The organism is Glaciecola nitratireducens FR1064, assembly GCF_000226565.1.
In the GTDB taxonomy this organism is placed as follows: domain Bacteria; phylum Pseudomonadota; class Gammaproteobacteria; order Enterobacterales; family Alteromonadaceae; genus Glaciecola; species Glaciecola nitratireducens.
Window position 1 is genome coordinate 2,594,432 of sequence record NC_016041.1, and the last position, 19,522, is coordinate 2,613,953.

A 19,522-nucleotide genomic window follows, 5' to 3' on the forward strand; every position below is an offset into this window, starting at 1 on the left:
TTTGTAATGCGTCAGTTTATTGACCGACTGATGACACTATTTTTATTTGTTTGTCGTCGGGTATCTCTTGATACGACAACACATGTAATCCTACAACAGCGTGTTTCAAAAACCTTGATAGCACCGGACGTAGCATGCCTGATGTCAATAGTACCGAAGGCTCGCCAGCGAGTTCTTGTTGCTGACTGGCCTCAGTTAACGATTGCTGAATTTTCTCTGCAAGGCCTGGCTCAATACCAGCACCATCTTCACCACCTGCTTGTAATGACTGATGCAACATCTGTTCCAAGTCTGGCGCTAAAGTGATAACCGGTATTTCATTACCCCCTGCCGTAATGTCTTGCACAATCAAACGCTTCAGTGCAATTCGCAGGGCAGACACCAATACGTCTGGATCTTGACTTTTAGGGCCGTACTCACACAGTGTTTGACAAATTGTACGCATATCTCTAATTGGCACGCCTTCATACAACAGCGTTTGCAGTACTTTAACAATGGTGCTCAGCGACAAAATATCAGGTACTAGTCCTTCCACTAGTTTCGGATTGGTTTTCTCAAGCATATCAAGTAACTGCTGAACTTCTTCGTGTCCCAATAATTGATATGCATTCGTTGTTAGCAACTGACTTAGGTGTGTGGCGACCACTGTGGCAGAATCAACAACTGTATAACCGAGGGTTTGTGCATGTTCACGTTGGTTAGCTTTGATCCAGACAGCATCTAAGCCAAATGCAGGATCCTTGGTTTTGGTTCCCGATAGCTCACCGAATACCTGACCAGGATTAATCGCTAGCTCGTTGTCATGACTGATTTCCGCATCACCTATTGACACTCCCATCATCGAAATGGAGTAAGCATTAGGTGAAAAGTCCAAATTATCACGAATGTGCACAGGCGGAATAAGGAAACCCAGCTCTTGCGACAGTTTTTTACGTACGCCTTTGATTCGCGTCAATAATTCACCGCCTTGAGATTTATCTACAAGCGGAATAAGACGGTATCCCACCTCGAGTCCAATAGTATCGACGTGTTGAACATCGTCCCAACCAAGTTCTTTGATTTCACTAGGGCCTTTGTTTGAATCCGGCATTGTTTCTACTAGCGCTCTATCTTTTGCTTCCTTCGCTTTCATCTTGTCTCTAAAGAAAGCATAAGCAAACACGGCAGCAGAGAAGCCAAGGAAAGCAACATGCGGCATGCCCGGAACGATGCCCATAACAAATAGAATGCCCGAGGTAATGTAAAGAGCTTTGCGGTTGGCTAACTGCTCTCTAATTTCATGCCCCATTTCCTGCGAGTCATTTTCTCGGGTAACGATAATTGCGGTTGCAACAGAAAGTAGCAAAGACGGGATTTGTGCGACGAGTCCGTCACCAATCGTCAGGATGGTATAAACTTCCATCGCCGTGGAAAAATTTAGATCATGTTGAAACATGCCCACGAATAAACCGCCGACAATATTGATTAACATAATGAAGAGGCCAGCGATTGCGTCCCCTTTTACAAATTTAGACGCACCGTCCATCGAACCATAAAAGTCAGCTTCAGAGGTGATTTCTTCTCGTCTCTTTCTCGCTTGATCTTGATCGATGTAACCAGCGTTCAAGTCGGCATCAATCGCCATTTGTTTGCCCGGCATAGCGTCCAAGGTAAATCGAGCGCTAACTTCAGAAATACGTCCAGCACCCGCCGTTACTACTTTAAAATTGATAATCAACAAGATTGCAAAGACGACGACACCCACCACATAATTGCCGCCGATAACTACTTCACCAAACGCTTGTATGACCTTCCCAGCCGCGTCTCCACCCTCATGCCCTTCCAATAACACAATTCGCGTAGAGGCAACGTTTAGGGCCAAACGCAAAACGGTAGCAACCAATAGAACAAGGGGGAATATGCCAAAATCGACAGGACGTTTAGTTAATACAGAAACCAAAATAATGACGAGCGATAGAGCAATATTGAAGCTAAAAAGCACATCTAAAAGAATAGCTGGCATCGGCAAAATGACCATGCCCATAATGGCTAAAACGACAATTGGCGCGCCCATACCAGCAGCGATACCTTTTAATTGCGTTCTATCTACACGTTGAAAAGCGGAAGTTAATTGCATACAACAGAATTTTGACATCTAAGTAATAATACTGCTTGTATTACAACTACCGTGCCAACACGCTGGAGTTTATGAAAAAAATTAGAGCATGGGTAATACTTGGTCTCTACCTAAGTTTTTACCTTCATATAAGAGGTCGTCTGCGCGCTTGATGCATTGATCAACAGAGGTATATCCTTCAATGTCCGCGGCTCCTGCAGTTAATGATATTTGAAGTGAGGTGTCAGCCACAGTAAAGACTTCATTGCGGATCCTTTCGCGATATTTATTCGCGATATTAATGGCGTCTTTGAGTTCTGTGTTAGGCAATAAGACGATAAACTCCTCTCCGCCCCAGCGCGCCAAAATATCGTAATCGCGCATACATTGCGCAAGAACGTTAGCAAATTTGATCAACACTTGGTCGCCTGCTTCATGACCATATTCATCGTTAATACGTTTAAAAAAATCAATATCTATCAGAATAATAGAGAACAACTCATTACTTCTTTTATACTTTGAGAACGCTTTTCCAACAGCGTCGGTAAAGCCTCGTCGATTATAGACTTGAGTAAGAGGGTCTAGGGTCGTTAGCAAGGTCAGTTTTTCATTGGCCATTTGCAGCTCAATGGTTTTTTCTTGCACGTTTTGATAGAGCGTCACTGAGCGCTTGTGCAATGCGTAAGTGCGCCATCTGAATATAACAAATACTAAAACGATTGCTAGGATACCAAAAGTGATAGTAGCCCAAACGGTCTGCCACCATGGAGGCAATACCTGAATAGTCATTCTCTGTGGCTTGTCATTCCAAACGCCGTATCGATTGGTTGATTTGACCTCGAGAATATAAGTGCTAGGACTCAAATTTGTGTAAGTAGCCGTACGGTTTTTACTATCGACATACTGCCAGCGATCGTCGAAGCCAATTAAGCGATATGCATACTCAATGCTTTCAGGGCTACCGAACTCAATTGCGGCAAACTCGATGCTAACCAAAATGTCGTCTGGTGATAATAATATCCTCGTAACCGCGGCTTCTTCATTTGGCACAATATTGAATTTCTCATTAATACCGCGGCTGTCGTTTCCATTTAAAATAGCAATTCGCGTAAAATGAAGACCTAGCAAGTCATCGGGCTTTTCAACGAGCTCTGGGGAAAAGTAAGTAACGCCCTGATCACCAACAAAAACGATAGTTCCGTCATTCTTTTTAGCGTAAGAACCAATGTAATATCCTGTCGTATTTACGCCATCATTATCATCAAATGCATCGACTCTCCCCGATTCTAAACTGGCACGAAAAATTTTACTTTCTGTTGCGATCCACAGATTTCCATTGTCATCACCAACTACTGCGGCAATTGAAGAAGCAGACAATATCGTATTCAAAAATAATCGACTAAATTTTGCTTCACCGTTAAAGTCGCTTAGCTCTAACAACAATAGTCCATGTCCTTGAGTGCCAACATAGTAACTAGTTTCATCACGCGCTGAAACCCAAGTTACTACATCATGAACTAAGCTATTTTTATCTTCTGGATCATTATTTAACTTTCTAATTTCATCCGTTTGAGGATTAATTAGTATCAGCCCGTTGGCTGTCGAAACTAAAACTAAGTCATCCGATATTGGCAATATTCTTGTTGCCATCGGCAAATCAAAGTTTTTTACAATGCGGTTAGCAACGGGATCAAAAACATATAAACCTTCTGTCCATGTGCCGACCCATATGTTTTCGTCCAAGCCAACCGTTATCGAATAGACAGAGGCATTTTTAATGCCCATGTCTCGTATATATGTGTCACCTGAGACAAGTTTACCTAAGCCTAAGCGCGAACCAATCCAAAGCGTATTTGTCTTGTCTTGAAAGGCTAAGGTTTTCACTTGATTAATCGACTCTTTTTCAGACTTTCCTATCCAAGGGCCCTCAACGCTATTGTCAGCGTTAACTTTGTAAACGCCTTCTTTGGTAGCCACCCACAAGCTATCGTCAGCTTCCTTAGCAACGAAATAGCTGACTTGATTTGGGTATAAGAAAAAGCGACTGAACATAGTTGAATTCAAATCCAATACGTTGAAGCCAGAACTGTAGGTGCCAAAGAATATTAACCCACTATCAGTTTTAAAGAGCTTACTGACGTGCTCCTCTACTTTCGTTTCACCGCCATTCGCGCGGTTAACTAAGTTAACAAACGAAGTATCAGTTGGATCGGGAAAGATGAAAATTCCTCTGGTCGTTGCAACCCAAATAGAATCATCATTCATTTGTTGAATATCGTTTATGATGCTGTCGGAGAAACCCACTGTAGAGACAACGCTTGTTACAGCAGAAAAAGTGTCCTCGCCAATTTTCGCTCTAAATAGACCTTGAGCTTTGGTGCCAGCCCACAAGTAGCCTTGGTTATCTATTTCCAGTGCAGTAACTTCGAGCATTGGCAGAATTTCATCACGCCAGACCTCTGTTTTTTTGTTATAGCTCATTACACCATTGCTGGTAGCAACCAACAATTTATCTTTGTTTAACGAGATAACATCAATAATAACGGTCGCCTGATTTGGCATTGAAACGATTTTAAATCCGTCTTCATCCGCTCTTTGTCTATATAAGCCTTTGTCTGTGCCGACATAGATGTTCTGGTCTGAATCGATAAAAATTATCTTAATCGATTTGTCAGACTTACCTTGATGATCATAGAGCTCAAACGATTCAAACAACTGGGATTCTGAACGCAAAACGTTCAAACCGTTCACCGTCGCAATCCAAATATCCCCTGAGATAGGATGAATTTCTAAATTGTATATCAATGAACCTGAAGGTCCTTTTCCTGGGACATCGCTTTGACCGTAATTAGTGAAGTTGTAGCCGTCAAACTTGTCGATTCCCGATTGGGTAGCAAGCCATATATAACCGTTTTTGTCTAAAGCAATATCATACACAGACGTTTGCTTGAGTCCGTCACTGACACCGTAATTTTTAATGCGGGAAGTTTGGTATTGAGATGCGTCCGAGCACATAACAAGAGAGCTATAACCCAGCGATAAGGCAGCCAAGCCCAGCAGGCAACAATACAAGAACTTATCTATTAGTGGCTTCAAATGCTTACCTGTTTCACGTAATAAATTTAATATGTCGATAGTAAGCTCATATCAAAAGTCGTTTGAGATAGCAGTCCTAAACGTGATTACTTAGTTAAACTATGCTTTTATTATCTTGATTATATTGTCTTTCACTTTTTAAGCAAGTTGTCGATTTAGTCTACTGAAAGCATCTAGTTGCAAATTAACATGCTTGCGCTTTTGGGAGCCACTAAATAAGCTGGCAGCCTGTTACGTTTAGCAAAAAGAGACACTATATATCAAGGTTAACGTCTCAGCTCTGGCGGTATCGGTAGATTCTTTTTGAGTGCTTTCGGACGGCTTGCTTTGCCTTTTTTATAGGCTTTCAATTGATAGACGTAAGCCAGAACTTGCGCCACAGCCATAAATAGTTTGGAAGGAATTTCCTGGTCGGGCTCTGTACTATAGTAGATAGCACGCGCTAGCATTGGAGATTGAATTATAGGTACGTCATGTGCGTTAGCTATTTTACGAATATGCATTGCTAGTTCATCTGCACCTTTCGCAACCATTATCGGTGCTCGGTCGCCGTCTTGTTCATACTTAATAGCGACCGAATAATGTGTCGGGTTGGTAACAATAACGTCAGCCTCTGGCACGGCTTGCATCATACGATTAGCGGAGGCTTGATATTGTAACCTTCGGATCCTGCCTTTGACTTGTGGATCACCCTCGGCATTTTTACGTTCGTCTTTTACCTCTTGTAGCGTCATTTTCATTTCTTTATTGTGCTTGAAGCTCTGATAAGGCACGTCAATCAAAGCAATTGGTATCATCCCACAGCATAAGAGTAAAAATGCCCATTCAACCATATTTAAGGCATGAAATAGGTTCAATGGATAAAGCTCCATGTCTAAATGCAACGCTTCATCTCTAAAAATATACAACGCTAAATAAGCCATGAAGCCAATCACCAAAACTTTAGCAATGCCTTTGATTAACTCAACTAAGGCATTCATACCAAACATTCTTTTGAAGCCTTCAAGCGGACTCAAACGATTGCCTTTGGGTGCTGCTGATTTCCATGTGAAATTATAACCACCAAGAGCAATGCTGCCGTAAACACCTCCAATTAATGAAATAATCATAAACATCATCACCGGTAAGCTAGATTCAGTAACTGCCATTTCCAATATTTGAAACATGTGGATTTTGTCATAGGTTTCATCACGCGACAGCGTAAAGGAGCGCTTCATAACTTCAAACATTGCTTTCGCTATGATACTACCGACGAAAAAGAACGCGATTGCGCTGAAAACCAGTACCAACGCGGTGGACAATTCGCGAGATCGCGCAATCTGCCCTTTTTTTCGGGCGTCTTCGAGTTTTTTGGGTGTGGGTTCCTCGGTCTTTTCGTACGAGTCATCAGCCATTTTTTATCGTCCTAAATAGCGTTAACAGGTCAACAATAGCTTGCACATAAATTCTTGTGCTCGCTGCCATTGTTGCTCAAAGTGATAGACCTGGTTACTTAAAGTAATATAGATAATAACCAACCCGGTGATTTGCGCGATTGAAAAGCCCAAACTAAAAATATTCAACTGCGGTGCTGCTTTAGTCATAACACCAAATGCTAGGTTTACGATTAATAGAGAAACAATTGGCGCTAGAGACATAGTGACGGCTGAAATAAACATCCACCCCCCCCAATGTGCAACTAAGCGAAACTGTTCGCCAGTCCACCATGGTGAGTCGATGGGAAAAGCTTTAAAACTCATCACTATCATCTGGATCATGGCTAGGTGGCCGTCAAAAGTCCAAAACAACAGTGTTGCCAAAATAAGATAAAACTGGCCTACAGCAGGCACGCTAATGCCATTCACAGGGTCAACAATAGAAGCGAAGCCTAAACCTGTTTGCATTGCAATAATTTGGCCAGCGAGCACAAAGGTGTTCAATACCATCATCGAAATAAAACCAATGACAATACCGATAATTAATTGCTTAATACCCAGTAAAAAGGTTCCTAGATTCACCAAGTCATCAACGGGGACGGGGGGAACATTAGGTACGATCATAAAGGTCAACAATACGGCTAATAATGTCCTAATCGGCGTTGGTATAGTTTTGGCGCTAATACCGACCATTGCCGCAAACAAACCCGAAATGCGCATAAACGGCAACAGGTAGTCTGAGAGAAAATTAATAATTGTTGATTCTAGTATTTCCATCTATTTAACCAACCACCGACGGAATGCGGTAAACCATTTCAAAAGTGAAATCCATCATCTTTTGCACCAACCAACTGCCCCCCCAACTCAATGCCAATAAAGTAACAATTAAGCGTGGAAGAAAACTCATGGTTTGTTCGTTAATTGAAGTCGCGGCTTGGAAAACTGCCACTATCAAACCAATAATTAAGCTGGGTACAATCACCGCAGACACTAGCACAATGACCACCAACATCGCTTCGCGCAATATTTCGACGAATACCTCAGGACTCATAGGGTCAGACTCCCATACCGAAACTAGTGGCTAAGGTACCAAATATAAGGTTCCAACCATCAACCAGAACAAACAACATGAGCTTAAAAGGCAATGACACAATCATGGGCGATAGCATCATCATCCCCATCGCCATCAGTATCGATGCCACCACTAAGTCCAATATCAAAAACGGAATAAACAACATAAAGCCAATTTGGAAAGCGGTTTTTAGTTCACTGGTAACAAATGCTGGAATCAATACGGTCAAAGGCACATCAGCAGGATCGTCATATAAATCCTCATATCCACCAATTTGCACAAACGTTTCTAAATCTTTGACTCGAGTTTGCGACAGCATAAAGGCACGCATCGGCTCCTTTGCGATATTGAACGCTTCTATTGACGTCATCTCTTCGCTTAAATAAGGCTGCAATGCTTTTTCATTAATCTCTTCAAACACAGGCGCCATAATAAACATGGATAAAAATAAACTGACGCCAATGAGAATTTGATTTGATGGCGATTGTTGTAGGCCAATCGCCTGACGTAAAATTGACAATACAACAATAATTCGCGTGAATGACGTCATCATCATGATAAACGCAGGAATTAAACTGAGCGCCGTCATAATGAAGAGCGCTTGCAGCGTCATCGAATATTCTTGATTACCGTCATCGGTTGTTGTGACCGTAATCGCTTGAATTCCCTGCTCTGCGATGGCGCTTCCACTAAACAGAATGGTCAGTGCGATTAACAACGCAAGTTTGGCAATAAAGCCACGGGTCAACATGTGACTATTCATGGGCTTTCCCCTTTTTCGCGCCAATCATCGTTTCAGCCATCGCTTTTACCAACTTATCCTTGAATGCAAGATTAGCGGGTTGTGCGCCACTTTTATTAGTAATGCTAGTTTCTATCGGATTCTCAAGCTTGCCCAACTGGTTGATGTTGTGCGCTGTAATACCGATTAGAAATTGTTCACCGCCAACATCGATAACCATGATTTTTTCTTTGGCGCCCGCAGCCATCGATGCAACCACTTTTAATTGACCGTTTCCTGCTTGAGTGACATTAAACCGGCGCGCAATGAAAGCGAGCGCAAAAATAATGGCGACTACGAGTAAAAGGCTAAGAAAAATTGACAGTATTGATGAGGGGTTCTGTAGGGTCTGGGGGGTGGAGGCCGAAGCCTCCGCGCTGACCACGCTACAAAATAGAAATAAGAATAGAAGGTAAGCCCCTATTTTATAAAGGCTTTTACCTGAGTTTTTTGATTCTCTCGACTTGACTAATAACATCGGTTAACCGAATCCCAAATTTATCGTTGATGACTACTACCTCTCCATGAGCAATCAACGTGCCATTTACTAAAACATCTAGAGGTTCGCCTGCAACTCTGTCTAATTCGACCACTGAACCTTGGTTCAATTGCAGTAAATTTCGGATACTTATTTCACTTCGACCGACTTCCATCGAGATCGTCACAGGGATGTCTAATATAGTGTCGAGCTTCTTCTTTTCCGCTACCGTGATAGGTGCATCTTCTTGCAGTTCGTCAAATTCTGCAGGCTTTGCGCCGCCACCAGCCGCTTGCTCATTCATAATGGCATCAATGTCATCCTGTGGATCACCGCCCTTACCTTCGCCCGCTTCTGCCTCTGCTTGCTCAGCCATTGCTGCTTCCCAATCATCTAAGCCTTCGCCATCTTCACTCATAATTTTTTCCTGTCTTATAAACCGTTTTACTTTGTATGATATAAATACTGTGTCAATGCGTCATCAGTACTTTATAAATCTTCTTCTAGAACCTGTAGTTCAGCGTCGTTATCTATTACTTTGCCATTTCGGGTTAATAACTGCAGTTCGGATTTCACCGATGTTGGCCTAGGAATTTTTTCTGTAATTTTCAGTGCTATATTCTCACGCGATTTACCTAACTTAGCTCTGAACGTGGGTAAGTCCTCAATCAACACCGTCACTGTATCGGGCATATCAATCGGAATAATGTCACCTTTTTCAAAATTCATGAGCCGTTCTAGCGTCACGGTAATATCGAGCAAGTGAGTGGTCAAACCCACCTTCACATCCATAATTTCATCACGCAGTGCTTTGCTCCACCTGAAATCAGTATCTTCTTTGTCGTTTTGCACACCGGCGTCAAGTAACTCGCGAATTGGCTCCAACATCGAATAAGGTAACGAAATATGGAAGTCACCGCCGCCGCCGTCAAGCTCAATATGAAAAGAACTGATCACGACAACCTCTGTAGGGCTGACAATATTCGCCATTGCAGGGTTTACTTCAGAATCTAAATACTCAAAAGACACGTCCATGACAGGTCCCCAAGCTTCTTTATAATCCTCAAAGATGAGCTTTAGCAACATCTGTATGATTCGGCGCTCGGTTGGCGTGAACTCACGCCCTTCAATTTTTGCATGGTAACGGCCGTCACCGCCAAAGAAGTTATCTACCATGATGAAGACCAGTCTGGCTTCCATAGTAATCAGTCCCGTTCCTTTCAGTGGACGGAAACGCACCATGTTTAAGCTGGTAGGGACAAATAATGTGTGGATATATTCACCGAACTTAATCATTTGAATGCCATTAATAGATACTTCCGCCGAACGGCGCATCATATTAAAGAGACTCACTCGCATATGCCGAGCAAACCGTTCATTCACGATTTCCAGCGTTGGCATACGTCCGCGAACAATCCGATCTTGAGAAGAAAAATCGTACTCCATAGCCGAGCCGTCATTCTCGACCTCCTCGATTTCTTCTTCTTCAACATCGTCAACGCCGTGGAGTAGCGCGTCAATTTCGTCTTGTGATAATAAATCGCTCACATTAATTCTCGTTTTTGCTTACTCAATATTATGAGTAACTTAATTAACTAACCGTAAATATAGCGGCTTTCGCAGATTGGTCTATTCTTACTGAATAACAAAACCTGTAAACAGCACTTGCTCAACAACCGTCGATTTTTCGAGCTCTCTCATTACTTGACGCACCTGAGAGGTCGCTCGTTCTTTTAATTCAACTTTGCCAACGTCGGTCACTAGATCATCAGCATTCGACGCACTAAACACTTGCAGCAGAGTACCTTCGATCATAGGAATATGCCGCTTTGCCAACTCTTCATTGGCTATACCACGCACCATCAACTGCACTTCAATTTGGACAATCCGTTCACGAGCCACGCCGGGCGCATTAAACGTGAAGGGTCTGGGCATAGCAACATACAAAGCTTGCCCCTCTGCTGGCGCAGCACTTTCAACAGCGTCATTTTGCACTGCACCCGCTTCGCCTTCCACTACCGTAACTTCGTCACCCATGAACAAGAAGAAATATGCACCAGCACCACCGGCTAATAAGACGACAACAATAATAATAAGCATTAACTTGCTTTTCTTTTTACCGCCTTCTTCAATTTTTAACTCTTCATCTGCCATGTGACTTTTCTCTCATATTGGTATTTGGGTGCCTATACATAGAAGGCGCTTCTACAACTTGGTAAGCGCTGCTGTCAGAATTGTGTCAACGCGCCGTCAATAAACTTACGGCTAATTATACGCCTTTTCTTTGACAGTGTTTTTGTCTTTTTTGCGCCGTTTTTACGTCATTTTCACATTCGTCATCAAGCGTAGTAATCAATCCCGCCTATTCTGCCACCGTTGATACGTTGCTCAATAACCGCACCATTATCATTTAAGCCGTCATCGCCTATCTGTTGATCTGCATGTTGCCCATCGTTTTGTAAACCATCTTGCGATTGTTGTGCCAAATTGCTCGAAGCGTTTGAATTATTTGCAAGACTGCCTTGTTCGGCTTGTCCATCACGTCCGCGACTCTCTTGCTCAACGGAGGATTGGCCTAGTTCAATGCCTTGCTCTTCAAGCATTTCACGCAATCTTGGAGTCGCTTGATCAAGCGCTTCACGAGCTTGCTGCGACTGCACAACAAAACTTACTGAGGCGGAATCACCCGACAAGTTAACTTTAATGTTCATACCGCCAAGATCAGGTGGATCTAACCTAATTTCAGCACTGATATTTCGACTATTCACCATCCAGCGAACTTTTTCAGTTAGCTGTTGCTGGCCTTCAGGCTTAAAAATATTGACTCCTTTATCACTCGCCGTCGTTTGCTGAGCTAATCTCGTACTTTCAATTTGCTGTTGTGCGACTTCTTTTATCCCCTGAACTTCATTCAGGCCCGTATTTAAGTAATTCTGTTGTTGATTGCTCTGATTTAATGACGTTGCAGCCGCCAAAATATTGCTGACTTGATTCAGCTGCTTTTCCAGAGCAGTGTCAGTATTACCCGTTACTTTCACATCAGCGGCAGCGAGCGCATCAGTAACTAAACTTTTTAAATCGATACCAGGCTCTCTGCCTAGTTTTAATTGCTCTTTCATTTCTTTAACACCAGCCTGCAGTGCGGCAATGAATTCAGTCGATTTACCTTCTGTTTTTAATTCAGATATGACTGATTCTACGCGCTTCGCGATATTATCAATCGCGCTGCTTTCAGCTTCAGGCGGTAATTTTGCTAGCAGTTCAGTTTGCTTTTTAGTTGATGCTTTATCGACTGGCACAAACAGAGGAGATTCATTGGTTTTTTCAGTTTTCTCTGGTATTACCTTTGCCTGTTGAGACAAAGTGGCGTTAAGCTGCTCAGTTTCGAGATCGGTCAAATCAGCAGCTTTAGTCTCTGCTGATCCTAGTGGCTTGGGGACTAAATTTTCATCCGTTTTTATGTTGCTTAAATCAAGAGCGGACGTTTCCTGCGTACTCATTTGTGCATCAACAAGAGCATCTGTCAGTTCGATAGATTGACCAAGCACACTCTCACTCTCACTCTCACTCTCAATACTTAACTCGTCGCTCGCTGTTTCATGAGGTATTGGAACAACATATTCATCGTTTGGTATCTTTGTTGATGCTTGCAAGAAATCCTTGAGTAAATCGGCGTCTTTGAGCGACGCTGCGGATTCATCCTGGACCATAGGGCTAGTATCTTTCTCTTCTTTCACCATTAACTGGTTCAAAAGTTTTGCAATTGCGGTATCGAGTTCTGCCATGGCTTCGCTGTTTAAGCCTAACGATTCGTCTGCATTGCCGCCTGCCGCGTTAATTAAAGTGGCTAACTCTTCTTCTGTTAGCCTTATCTCTAAAAACTCAGGATCGGCTCCGGTATTTATTGCGTCAACTGCAGCTGTATTTCCGCTATCTTGCGTTTTATTTTCCGACGTTAACGATGCGATTGTTTGTGCAAAGATATCAAGCTTTGATTCTTTATCCTCAACATACAAATCATTAGGAATGACATCTTTGGATTCTGATAAATCTTTAACTTGATTCACATAGGAAACCCAATCAAAGTCATCTGTAATATTCTCAGCTTTTAGGCTTGGGTCTGTTGATTCTTTCTTTGCGTTGGCGCTAAGCTCATTATGATTAATGAGGGCAGCTTCGCCATGCTCTTCTGCGTCCGCGGTATTCAGTTCAGTTTTTGCAGTCGCAATATATTGGTTTTTCTCAGTAATGTCGGTTTGCTGACGCGCTTTATCTTCAGCCTTCGTTTCTGCCATTTCTTTGTTACGCTGAATAGTACGTTGTTCTTCATTCGCTTCATCTATGCTGTTTTGGCGAACTTCGTTGGCGTTATCCTGCGCGTCGCTTTGCTTGCTGCGATCAGATTTCGCGGATGCTCGGTCTGCATCCTGTCGCGCATTATTACCTGAAGATCGACTGGATTGCTCTTGTTTAGCGAGCGCTTCTTCAAAGGCACTTTTCTGAGCGCTGTTTTCGAATGATGAACTGCTTGCGTCGCGAGATACCGCTGAAGACAACTTAACGTCTTCAAATGGTAGTTTGTTAGCGGCAATACTTGTTTGAGTAGTGGCAAATTGTTGCATAATACTAATTTCATCCTGACCGTTTAATTCGGGTTTGTTTAAATTTAATCAATAATTACAACAACTTGAAATATTTTAAACAAATGCTTATAGGATGTTTTGCAAGGGCTGTACCAACTAGCGCAGAACCGGACCTCTGCGAACGAATTTTTGAATGGCAATTTCGTCAAACATCTGTTGTTCTGCGCGAGATTCGACGGCAATCGCGTCTTTTGTTTTGGATGCAATCAACATTTCAATGGCTTTACGGCGCTTTTGCTGGTCGAGCCACTGACGTTTGCGCTGATCAGCAACTAAAACGGCTTGACTGACAAACTGAATTTGTTGTTCACAGGCTCGGTCGAGTTTTGCGACAAATGATAGGTGCTGATGCAGCTGCTTTGCTTCAACGCCAAGTTTGCCTTTTTGTTGAATGAGCTTAAGGTAATCGAGACGATATTGCTCAAGGCCGCTTAGTTTCTGCTGGTTATCCTGCAGGTTCTTTGCAGCAAATTGGTAATTTTGCGCCAGCTTCTGTTCTTTTTTGATTTCAAGTTCAGCAACCATTTGTAACTGTTTTAAATTACTCATTGTGATTGCTTATGTTGATTTTTCATTGGCTGGTGCTATCCACTAAAGTATTCATTTGCTTTACTACCTAGGCTGTTGGGCTTTCTGCCCATGTGCTGACGCTGCATTGAGTCCACCGTTTAATGTGCCCATTGACTCAACACATTTCTCAAACGAAATCACTTGTCCCATCGTTTGTTGTAAAAATGCATTGATCGCGGGCTCAGCTGCAATCGATAAATCAATTCTATTGTCAGTGCCGCGTGCATAGGCACCAATGCTAATGAGATCTTTATTTTGCTGGTAGGTTGAATAGACTTGTTTAATATTGCGCGCTTGAAGCACGTGCTCTTCATTCACTACCTGCGGCATAACGCGGCTGATTGATGATTCGATATCAATGGCCGGATAGTGTCCCGACTCGGCTAAACGGCGCGAAAGAACAATATGACCATCTAAAATTGCGCGTGCTGAATCAGCGATAGGATCTTGTAAATCATCACCCTCGGTCAATACCGTATAAAAAGCGGTAATAGACCCCTGCAGCTCTGTACCGTTACCTGCTCGTTCGACCAAGGCAGGTAGTTTTGCAAATACTGACGGTGGATATCCTTTGGTAGCAGGCGGTTCCCCAATGGCTAGGGCTATTTCTCTCTGCGCCATTGCGTATCTTGTTAAAGAATCAACTAGCAACAATACATCTTTACCTTGATCTCTGAAGTACTCAGCAATGGTCACAGCAGCTTCACAGCCTTTTAAGCGCATCAATGGCGAGGTATCTGCAGGAGCCGCAACAACAACAGCCTTTTCTCGCTCTTCGGCAGTCAAAATATCTTGGATAAATTCTTTTACTTCTCGGCCGCGTTCGCCAATGAGGCCAACCACAACAACATCAGCGGTAGTTCCGCGCGTCATCATGCCCATCAATACACTTTTACCTACACCACTGCCTGCAAATAATCCCATTCGCTGGCCTTTGCCCACGGTTAACACGGTATTAATAGCACGCACACCAACATCAAGCGGTTGATTAACAGGTTTACGAGTTAAAGGATTAATCGGAGGAGGCGTTAATGAAGCTGTTTGTTTGCATTTTATCGGCCCTTTGCCATCGAGGGGTTCACCATTGGCATCAATCACCCGACCTAATAGCTCATCACCTACAGCGAGTCCGTTATCATGCGATAAAGGCTGAACACGTGAACCAGGAACAATACCCTTAACTGATTCTGTTGGCATTAAATAGGTAACATCGCCAGAAAAGCCAACAACTTCAGCTTCAATTTGGCCTCGACTTGTTTGCACTAAACAACGTCCACCCACGGGCACTTGGCAACCTACGGCTTCTAGGGTCAACCCTACGCCTCTAATCAACTTACCAGAAGAAATAGCCACAGCTTTCGGAACCTGTTCTTGCAATTGCTTTATTTTATCAGCTATTGCGAGGGTCATGATGCAATCCTTGGGCGTTTAGAAATTGGGTAAATACATCGGTTGTTCTGCGTTCAATTGACATGTCAACGGCGTTGTTTTGCGTACTAAGCTCACAACCACCGCGCTCAATAATTGGATTCTCAATCAGCTTCCAATTGTTTTCGGCAATTGCTTCGTCGCCAAAATGTCCCTTGACCATGGCGACATCAACGGGGTGCATTTGAAATTGATACTGACTTTCTTGGATCGGAAGCACTTTAATGCCTTCGCTTATGGCGCTTAATAGCACGTCATTTTGCGTGGTAACTTCAACATTAATAACCGCTTTTGCTAATTTTACAGCAAGGATAACGAGTTCTTTTTCCAGCTCTTGGTTCACTTGCGCCAATGGATTAGCAGCTTGTTCTATAATAGATTGCCAACTTCTTGCTAACTCGTCCATTTGCTCTTGACCCGCCAACATGCCGTCGGCTAGACCTTGCTCCTTACCCTCAATGCTGCCTTTTTCAAGTCCTTCTTGATTGCCTTCTGCAAAACCGGTGTCGAAGCCTTGCTGCTTACCCAAAGCAAAACCCTCGTCATAAGCGGCAGCTCTGATTGCTTCAATGTCTTTGGCTGTAAGCGGCTTAATTTCTTCTTCCACTTCTGGCGGTTCGTACTTCCACGTGCGCGCTTTGTTCAAGGCATTTGTTGTATTACTTTGCACATCAGAATTTACGCTTGGCAAATCCCACGTTTTGGCGTCATTAAAAGACTCATTTGAGCTCACTTTAATTGATTGTGCTTGTGGCTTGCTGCTTGAAGTACTCATTAGACGAATTCTTCACCGCCGCCACCGCCTAGCATGACTTCACCGGCATCAGCTAATCGTCGAGCAATAGACAGAATTTCTTTTTGTGCCGCTTCAACTTCACTCAAGCGTACAGGCCCCATGGCCTCCAAATCATCGAGCAACATTTCAGCGGCCCGTTTGGACATATTGCCAGTAATTTTGTTACGCAGCTCTTCATCAGCGCCTTTAATGGCTTTCATTAAGCTTTCTTGTTGAGTTTCACGCAGTATCGCTTGAATACCTCTGTCGTCAACGTCAATCAAATTATCGAATACAAACATTAGATCCTGAATCTGCTGGCTCATCTCTTCATCAGTTTCACGGATTGCATCCATTAACTGGCCTTCGATATTTGTATCAAGGTAATTCATTATGTTCGCGGCAGATTTCAGTCCGCCCATCTTCGCAGCTTGCGCGCCGGCTTGACCAGCAAACTGTTTCTCCATGATTTCGTTGAGCTCCTGCAATGCTGCTGGCTGCACTTCTTCAAGATTGGCAACACGCATCAATAAGTCTAAGCGTACTTTTTCAGGAAACTGCGCCAAAATTTCGGCAGATTGCTCTGGCTCAAGATAAGACATAACAATCGTTTGTATTTGCGGGTGTTCGTTACGAATAATGGTGGCTACTTGCTTGGAATCCATCCATTTCAGTGACTCCAGACCTTTAGCACCGCTGCCAGTGAGTATTTGGTCAAGTAGATGGGCAGCCTTGTCTTCGCCTAGCGCGGAAGTCAATGCTCTGCGCACAAAGTCTTGACTCTTGAAGCCAATGGTCGAGTAATTTTGAATTTCGTCTATAAAATGCGTATGCACAGCCGTAATTTTGTCCTGCGTCATGTCATCCATAGCCGCCATCGCAGAGCCTAAAGCTTGCACTTGTTTAGGCTCCAAGAATTTTAAAATTTGTGCTGCATCATCTTCTGTTAGGCTCAATAATAAAATGGAGGCTTTTTCTACGCCCTCTAGTTTATTGACGTCATACTTTGGTGTTTTTTCTTTTTCAACAACTGCTTCAGCCATAAATTTTACTCCTTATTCGTCCTGTAATAGCCAGCCACGAACCACTTGTGCTGATAATTCAGGCTCATTGGCAACGAGAGCACGTACGGCTTTTAACACATCTTCGTCTTTGCGTAAATTAGGTAACATTAATGAACCATCAGCGGCAAAACCTACCTGTGACTCATCAAATTCATCGTTTAGGATGGCTAACGGATCTTCACCTAAATCTAGATCAGATTCATCGAACTCATTATCTGCAATGTTGTTCTCAGGGAAGATAAGTTTCATGAGCATTGGTCTAACCACAAAGAAAATCAGAATAATAATGACCAGTGCGCCCAACACTAACTTGAGTATAGGCATAAAACGGTCTTGTTCCCAGAAAGGTGTTTCTTTTATTTCGCCCATATCAATTCTGTTAAACGGAATGCTCACCACTTCAAGTGAATCTCCTCGAGTCACATCAAAACCAATGCCTCCCTGCAGCAAGCGACGAATGTTGAGTACTTGCTCTTGACTCATTGGCGCACTTGTAACGGTGCCATCAGCTGCTGTGACAGATGAATGGTCAACTGCTACGGATACACTCAAGCGTCGAATAACACCGGTTTGCTGTTTAGTGTGACTAATTGTTGTATCTAATTCGTAATTGCGAGTTTGTTCTTTGCTATTACTGCCTGGTAGTGGCGCTCCATTGCCGGCCCCGACTGCATTTTCAGGGATAGTAGCGTCCATTGGCGGTTGATTTGATAAGGCGCCAGGAATACCAGCAATAACGTTACCTACATTACTTTGTTCGGAAATCATTTCGCTTCGAACAGCAGGCAAATCTGGGTTGTAGCGACGCTGGGTCTGCTCCGTTGCTGTAAAATCCATGGTTACATCAGCTTGTGCTGTGTAGTTTCCTAGCCCTAAAACAGGAATTAAGATGGAATCAATTTTTTCCATATATTCCGCTTCACGTCTTTTTTCTAACTCGTATTCTTTGCGAGCAGCTGATGCGCCGGCATCTTGAGATCCTGAATTAAGTAAGCGACCATTGTTGTCTGTTACCGTTACTTTGCTCGGTTCCATGCCCTGCACCGCTGAAGCGACGATATCTACAATAGAATCTACTTCTTGAGCGCTAACAACATTACCACGACTCGCCGTTACTACTACAGTTGCACTGCCTTTTTTCTCTCTGCGAGCAAACACATTCTCTTTAGGTAAAGCTAGCAAAACGCGTGCTTTCCCAATACCGTTCATATCTTCTATTGTGCGCGCAATTTGTTGTTCTCGAGCATGTTTCAATCGCTCCATCTCAACCCGTTGGCTGACTCCAAAACCCATATCTTGCATAATAATATCGGTGCCTTGCGAGGCTTCATTGCTAATCCCTTGGCGCGCCATGCCAAATTTTGCGTCATTAAATTGTTCTTCAACGACGTAAACCGTATTTCCTTCAAGCTTGTATTGGATTTCGCTTTGATCAAGAAAGTCTAAAGTTTCAATGAGCTCTTGAGTAGGCATTTGTGCCAATGGACGATACGTCGGCTCCTTTGACCAAAGAAAGACAAAAATGGCAATAACGATACAAATAACCAAGGTGACTACTAAGGTAATTTGACGCACCATTTCAGTCGTACCTAACTGGTCCATAAGAGTCGGTTTGCTTTCAACCGAATCATCCATGCCGTCAAGACTGTTGGAGAGTGTTAATTCTGTGCTTGTTGCTTCAGCCACGAGTTACTTCCTTAAACTGGCATGTTCATTATAGTTTTGTAGGCTTCAAGTACTTTATTGCGCACTTGCATCGTTGCTTCAAAAGCAATGCCTGACTTCTCTTTAGCAATCATCACGTCAGCTAGGCTTAAATTTGGGTCGCCCATATCGAAAGATTTTTGCATATCTCGCGACTCTTTTTGCAGACCGTTAACGTTGTTTAGCGCTTGGCTGAGCATGTCAGAAAATTCGCTTGCAGACCCATTGCCTTGAATTGCTGGCACATCCATCTTAAGCGGCTTGATATCGCCAACCATCGCTTGCATTTCTTGGTAGATAGCATTTGCTTTAATGTCCATCACACAACCCCTAGTGTCATAATTTTGAAGAAATCACTTCGTCTAAGGTCGATTTTGCAATTACAGTGCCAATTTATTTAA

17 protein-coding genes are annotated in these 19,522 nt (G+C 43.1%); all 17 read right to left on the reverse strand.

Features of this window, described 5'->3' with window-relative positions; all coding sequences use genetic code 11:
- Positions 1-16 precede the first annotated feature (16 nt).
- The 17 genes from flhA to fliE all read right to left on the reverse strand — a co-directional run bounded on the left by flhA (position 17) and on the right by fliE (position 19,441).
- Entirely contained in the window at positions 17-2,116 is a 2,100-nt protein-coding gene (gene flhA, locus GNIT_RS11195) for a flagellar biosynthesis protein FlhA (protein WP_014109320.1), read from the reverse strand.
- 81 nt (positions 2,117-2,197) lie between these two features.
- A complete protein-coding gene (locus tag GNIT_RS11200) occupies positions 2,198-5,191 on the reverse strand; it encodes a ligand-binding sensor domain-containing protein (protein ID WP_238526889.1) in 2,994 nt (997 codons plus the stop codon).
- 266 nt (positions 5,192-5,457) lie between these two features.
- Positions 5,458-6,585 carry a flagellar biosynthesis protein FlhB gene (gene flhB, locus GNIT_RS11205; protein WP_014109322.1) on the reverse strand — a complete coding sequence of 376 codons (1,128 nt, stop codon included), beginning with the start codon at positions 6,583-6,585 and terminating at the stop codon, positions 5,458-5,460.
- Between the two features lie 21 nt (positions 6,586-6,606).
- Positions 6,607-7,383 carry a flagellar biosynthetic protein FliR gene (gene fliR, locus GNIT_RS11210; protein WP_014109323.1) on the reverse strand — a complete coding sequence of 259 codons (777 nt, stop codon included), beginning with the start codon at positions 7,381-7,383 and terminating at the stop codon, positions 6,607-6,609.
- A gap of 4 nt (positions 7,384-7,387) precedes the next feature.
- Positions 7,388-7,657: a flagellar biosynthesis protein FliQ gene (gene fliQ, locus GNIT_RS11215; protein ID WP_014109324.1), complete on the reverse strand. Its 270-nt coding sequence runs from the start codon at positions 7,655-7,657 to the stop codon at positions 7,388-7,390.
- Positions 7,658-7,661: 4 nt separating this feature from the next.
- Positions 7,662-8,441 (reverse strand): flagellar type III secretion system pore protein FliP, encoded by a 780-nt coding sequence (fliP, locus tag GNIT_RS11220; protein ID WP_014109325.1) that lies wholly within the window; start codon positions 8,439-8,441, stop codon positions 7,662-7,664.
- The gene (gene fliO / locus GNIT_RS11225) at positions 8,434-8,937 is read right to left on the reverse strand and encodes a flagellar biosynthetic protein FliO (RefSeq protein WP_083822442.1); all 504 of its coding nucleotides are present in this window, start codon (positions 8,935-8,937) and stop codon (positions 8,434-8,436) included. Before fliO ends, fliP begins: the two co-directional genes overlap by 8 nt.
- The gene (gene fliN / locus GNIT_RS11230) at positions 8,897-9,355 is read right to left on the reverse strand and encodes a flagellar motor switch protein FliN (protein WP_014109327.1); all 459 of its coding nucleotides are present in this window, start codon (positions 9,353-9,355) and stop codon (positions 8,897-8,899) included. The genes fliO and fliN overlap by 41 nt, the downstream gene beginning before the upstream one ends.
- A gap of 71 nt (positions 9,356-9,426) precedes the next feature.
- Entirely contained in the window at positions 9,427-10,485 is a 1,059-nt protein-coding gene (gene fliM, locus GNIT_RS11235; protein ID WP_014109328.1) for a flagellar motor switch protein FliM, read from the reverse strand.
- Positions 10,486-10,572: 87 nt separating this feature from the next.
- Positions 10,573-11,091 (reverse strand): flagellar basal body-associated protein FliL, encoded by a 519-nt coding sequence (fliL, locus tag GNIT_RS11240; RefSeq protein WP_014109329.1) that lies wholly within the window; start codon positions 11,089-11,091, stop codon positions 10,573-10,575.
- 185 nt (positions 11,092-11,276) lie between these two features.
- Positions 11,277-13,559, reverse strand: a complete 2,283-nt coding sequence (locus GNIT_RS11245; RefSeq protein ID WP_014109330.1) for a flagellar hook-length control protein FliK — start codon at positions 13,557-13,559, stop codon at positions 11,277-11,279.
- A gap of 117 nt (positions 13,560-13,676) precedes the next feature.
- On the reverse strand, positions 13,677-14,129 hold the full coding sequence (gene fliJ, locus GNIT_RS11250) for a flagellar export protein FliJ (RefSeq protein WP_014109331.1): 453 nt from the start codon (positions 14,127-14,129) through the stop codon (positions 13,677-13,679).
- Between the two features lie 63 nt (positions 14,130-14,192).
- The gene (gene fliI / locus GNIT_RS11255; RefSeq protein ID WP_014109332.1) at positions 14,193-15,560 is read right to left on the reverse strand and encodes a flagellar protein export ATPase FliI; all 1,368 of its coding nucleotides are present in this window, start codon (positions 15,558-15,560) and stop codon (positions 14,193-14,195) included.
- Positions 15,541-16,353 carry a flagellar assembly protein FliH gene (fliH, locus tag GNIT_RS11260; protein WP_014109333.1) on the reverse strand — a complete coding sequence of 271 codons (813 nt, stop codon included), beginning with the start codon at positions 16,351-16,353 and terminating at the stop codon, positions 15,541-15,543. Before fliH ends, fliI begins: the two co-directional genes overlap by 20 nt.
- The gene (gene fliG / locus GNIT_RS11265; RefSeq protein WP_014109334.1) at positions 16,353-17,396 is read right to left on the reverse strand and encodes a flagellar motor switch protein FliG; all 1,044 of its coding nucleotides are present in this window, start codon (positions 17,394-17,396) and stop codon (positions 16,353-16,355) included. The genes fliH and fliG overlap by 1 nt, the downstream gene beginning before the upstream one ends.
- Before the next feature lie 12 nt (positions 17,397-17,408).
- Complete coding sequence (gene fliF, locus GNIT_RS11270) at positions 17,409-19,103, reverse strand: flagellar basal-body MS-ring/collar protein FliF (protein WP_014109335.1); 1,695 nt, start codon at positions 19,101-19,103, stop codon at positions 17,409-17,411.
- Positions 19,104-19,114: 11 nt separating this feature from the next.
- Positions 19,115-19,441 (reverse strand): flagellar hook-basal body complex protein FliE, encoded by a 327-nt coding sequence (gene fliE, locus GNIT_RS11275; RefSeq protein ID WP_014109336.1) that lies wholly within the window; start codon positions 19,439-19,441, stop codon positions 19,115-19,117.
- Positions 19,442-19,522 lie beyond the last annotated feature (81 nt).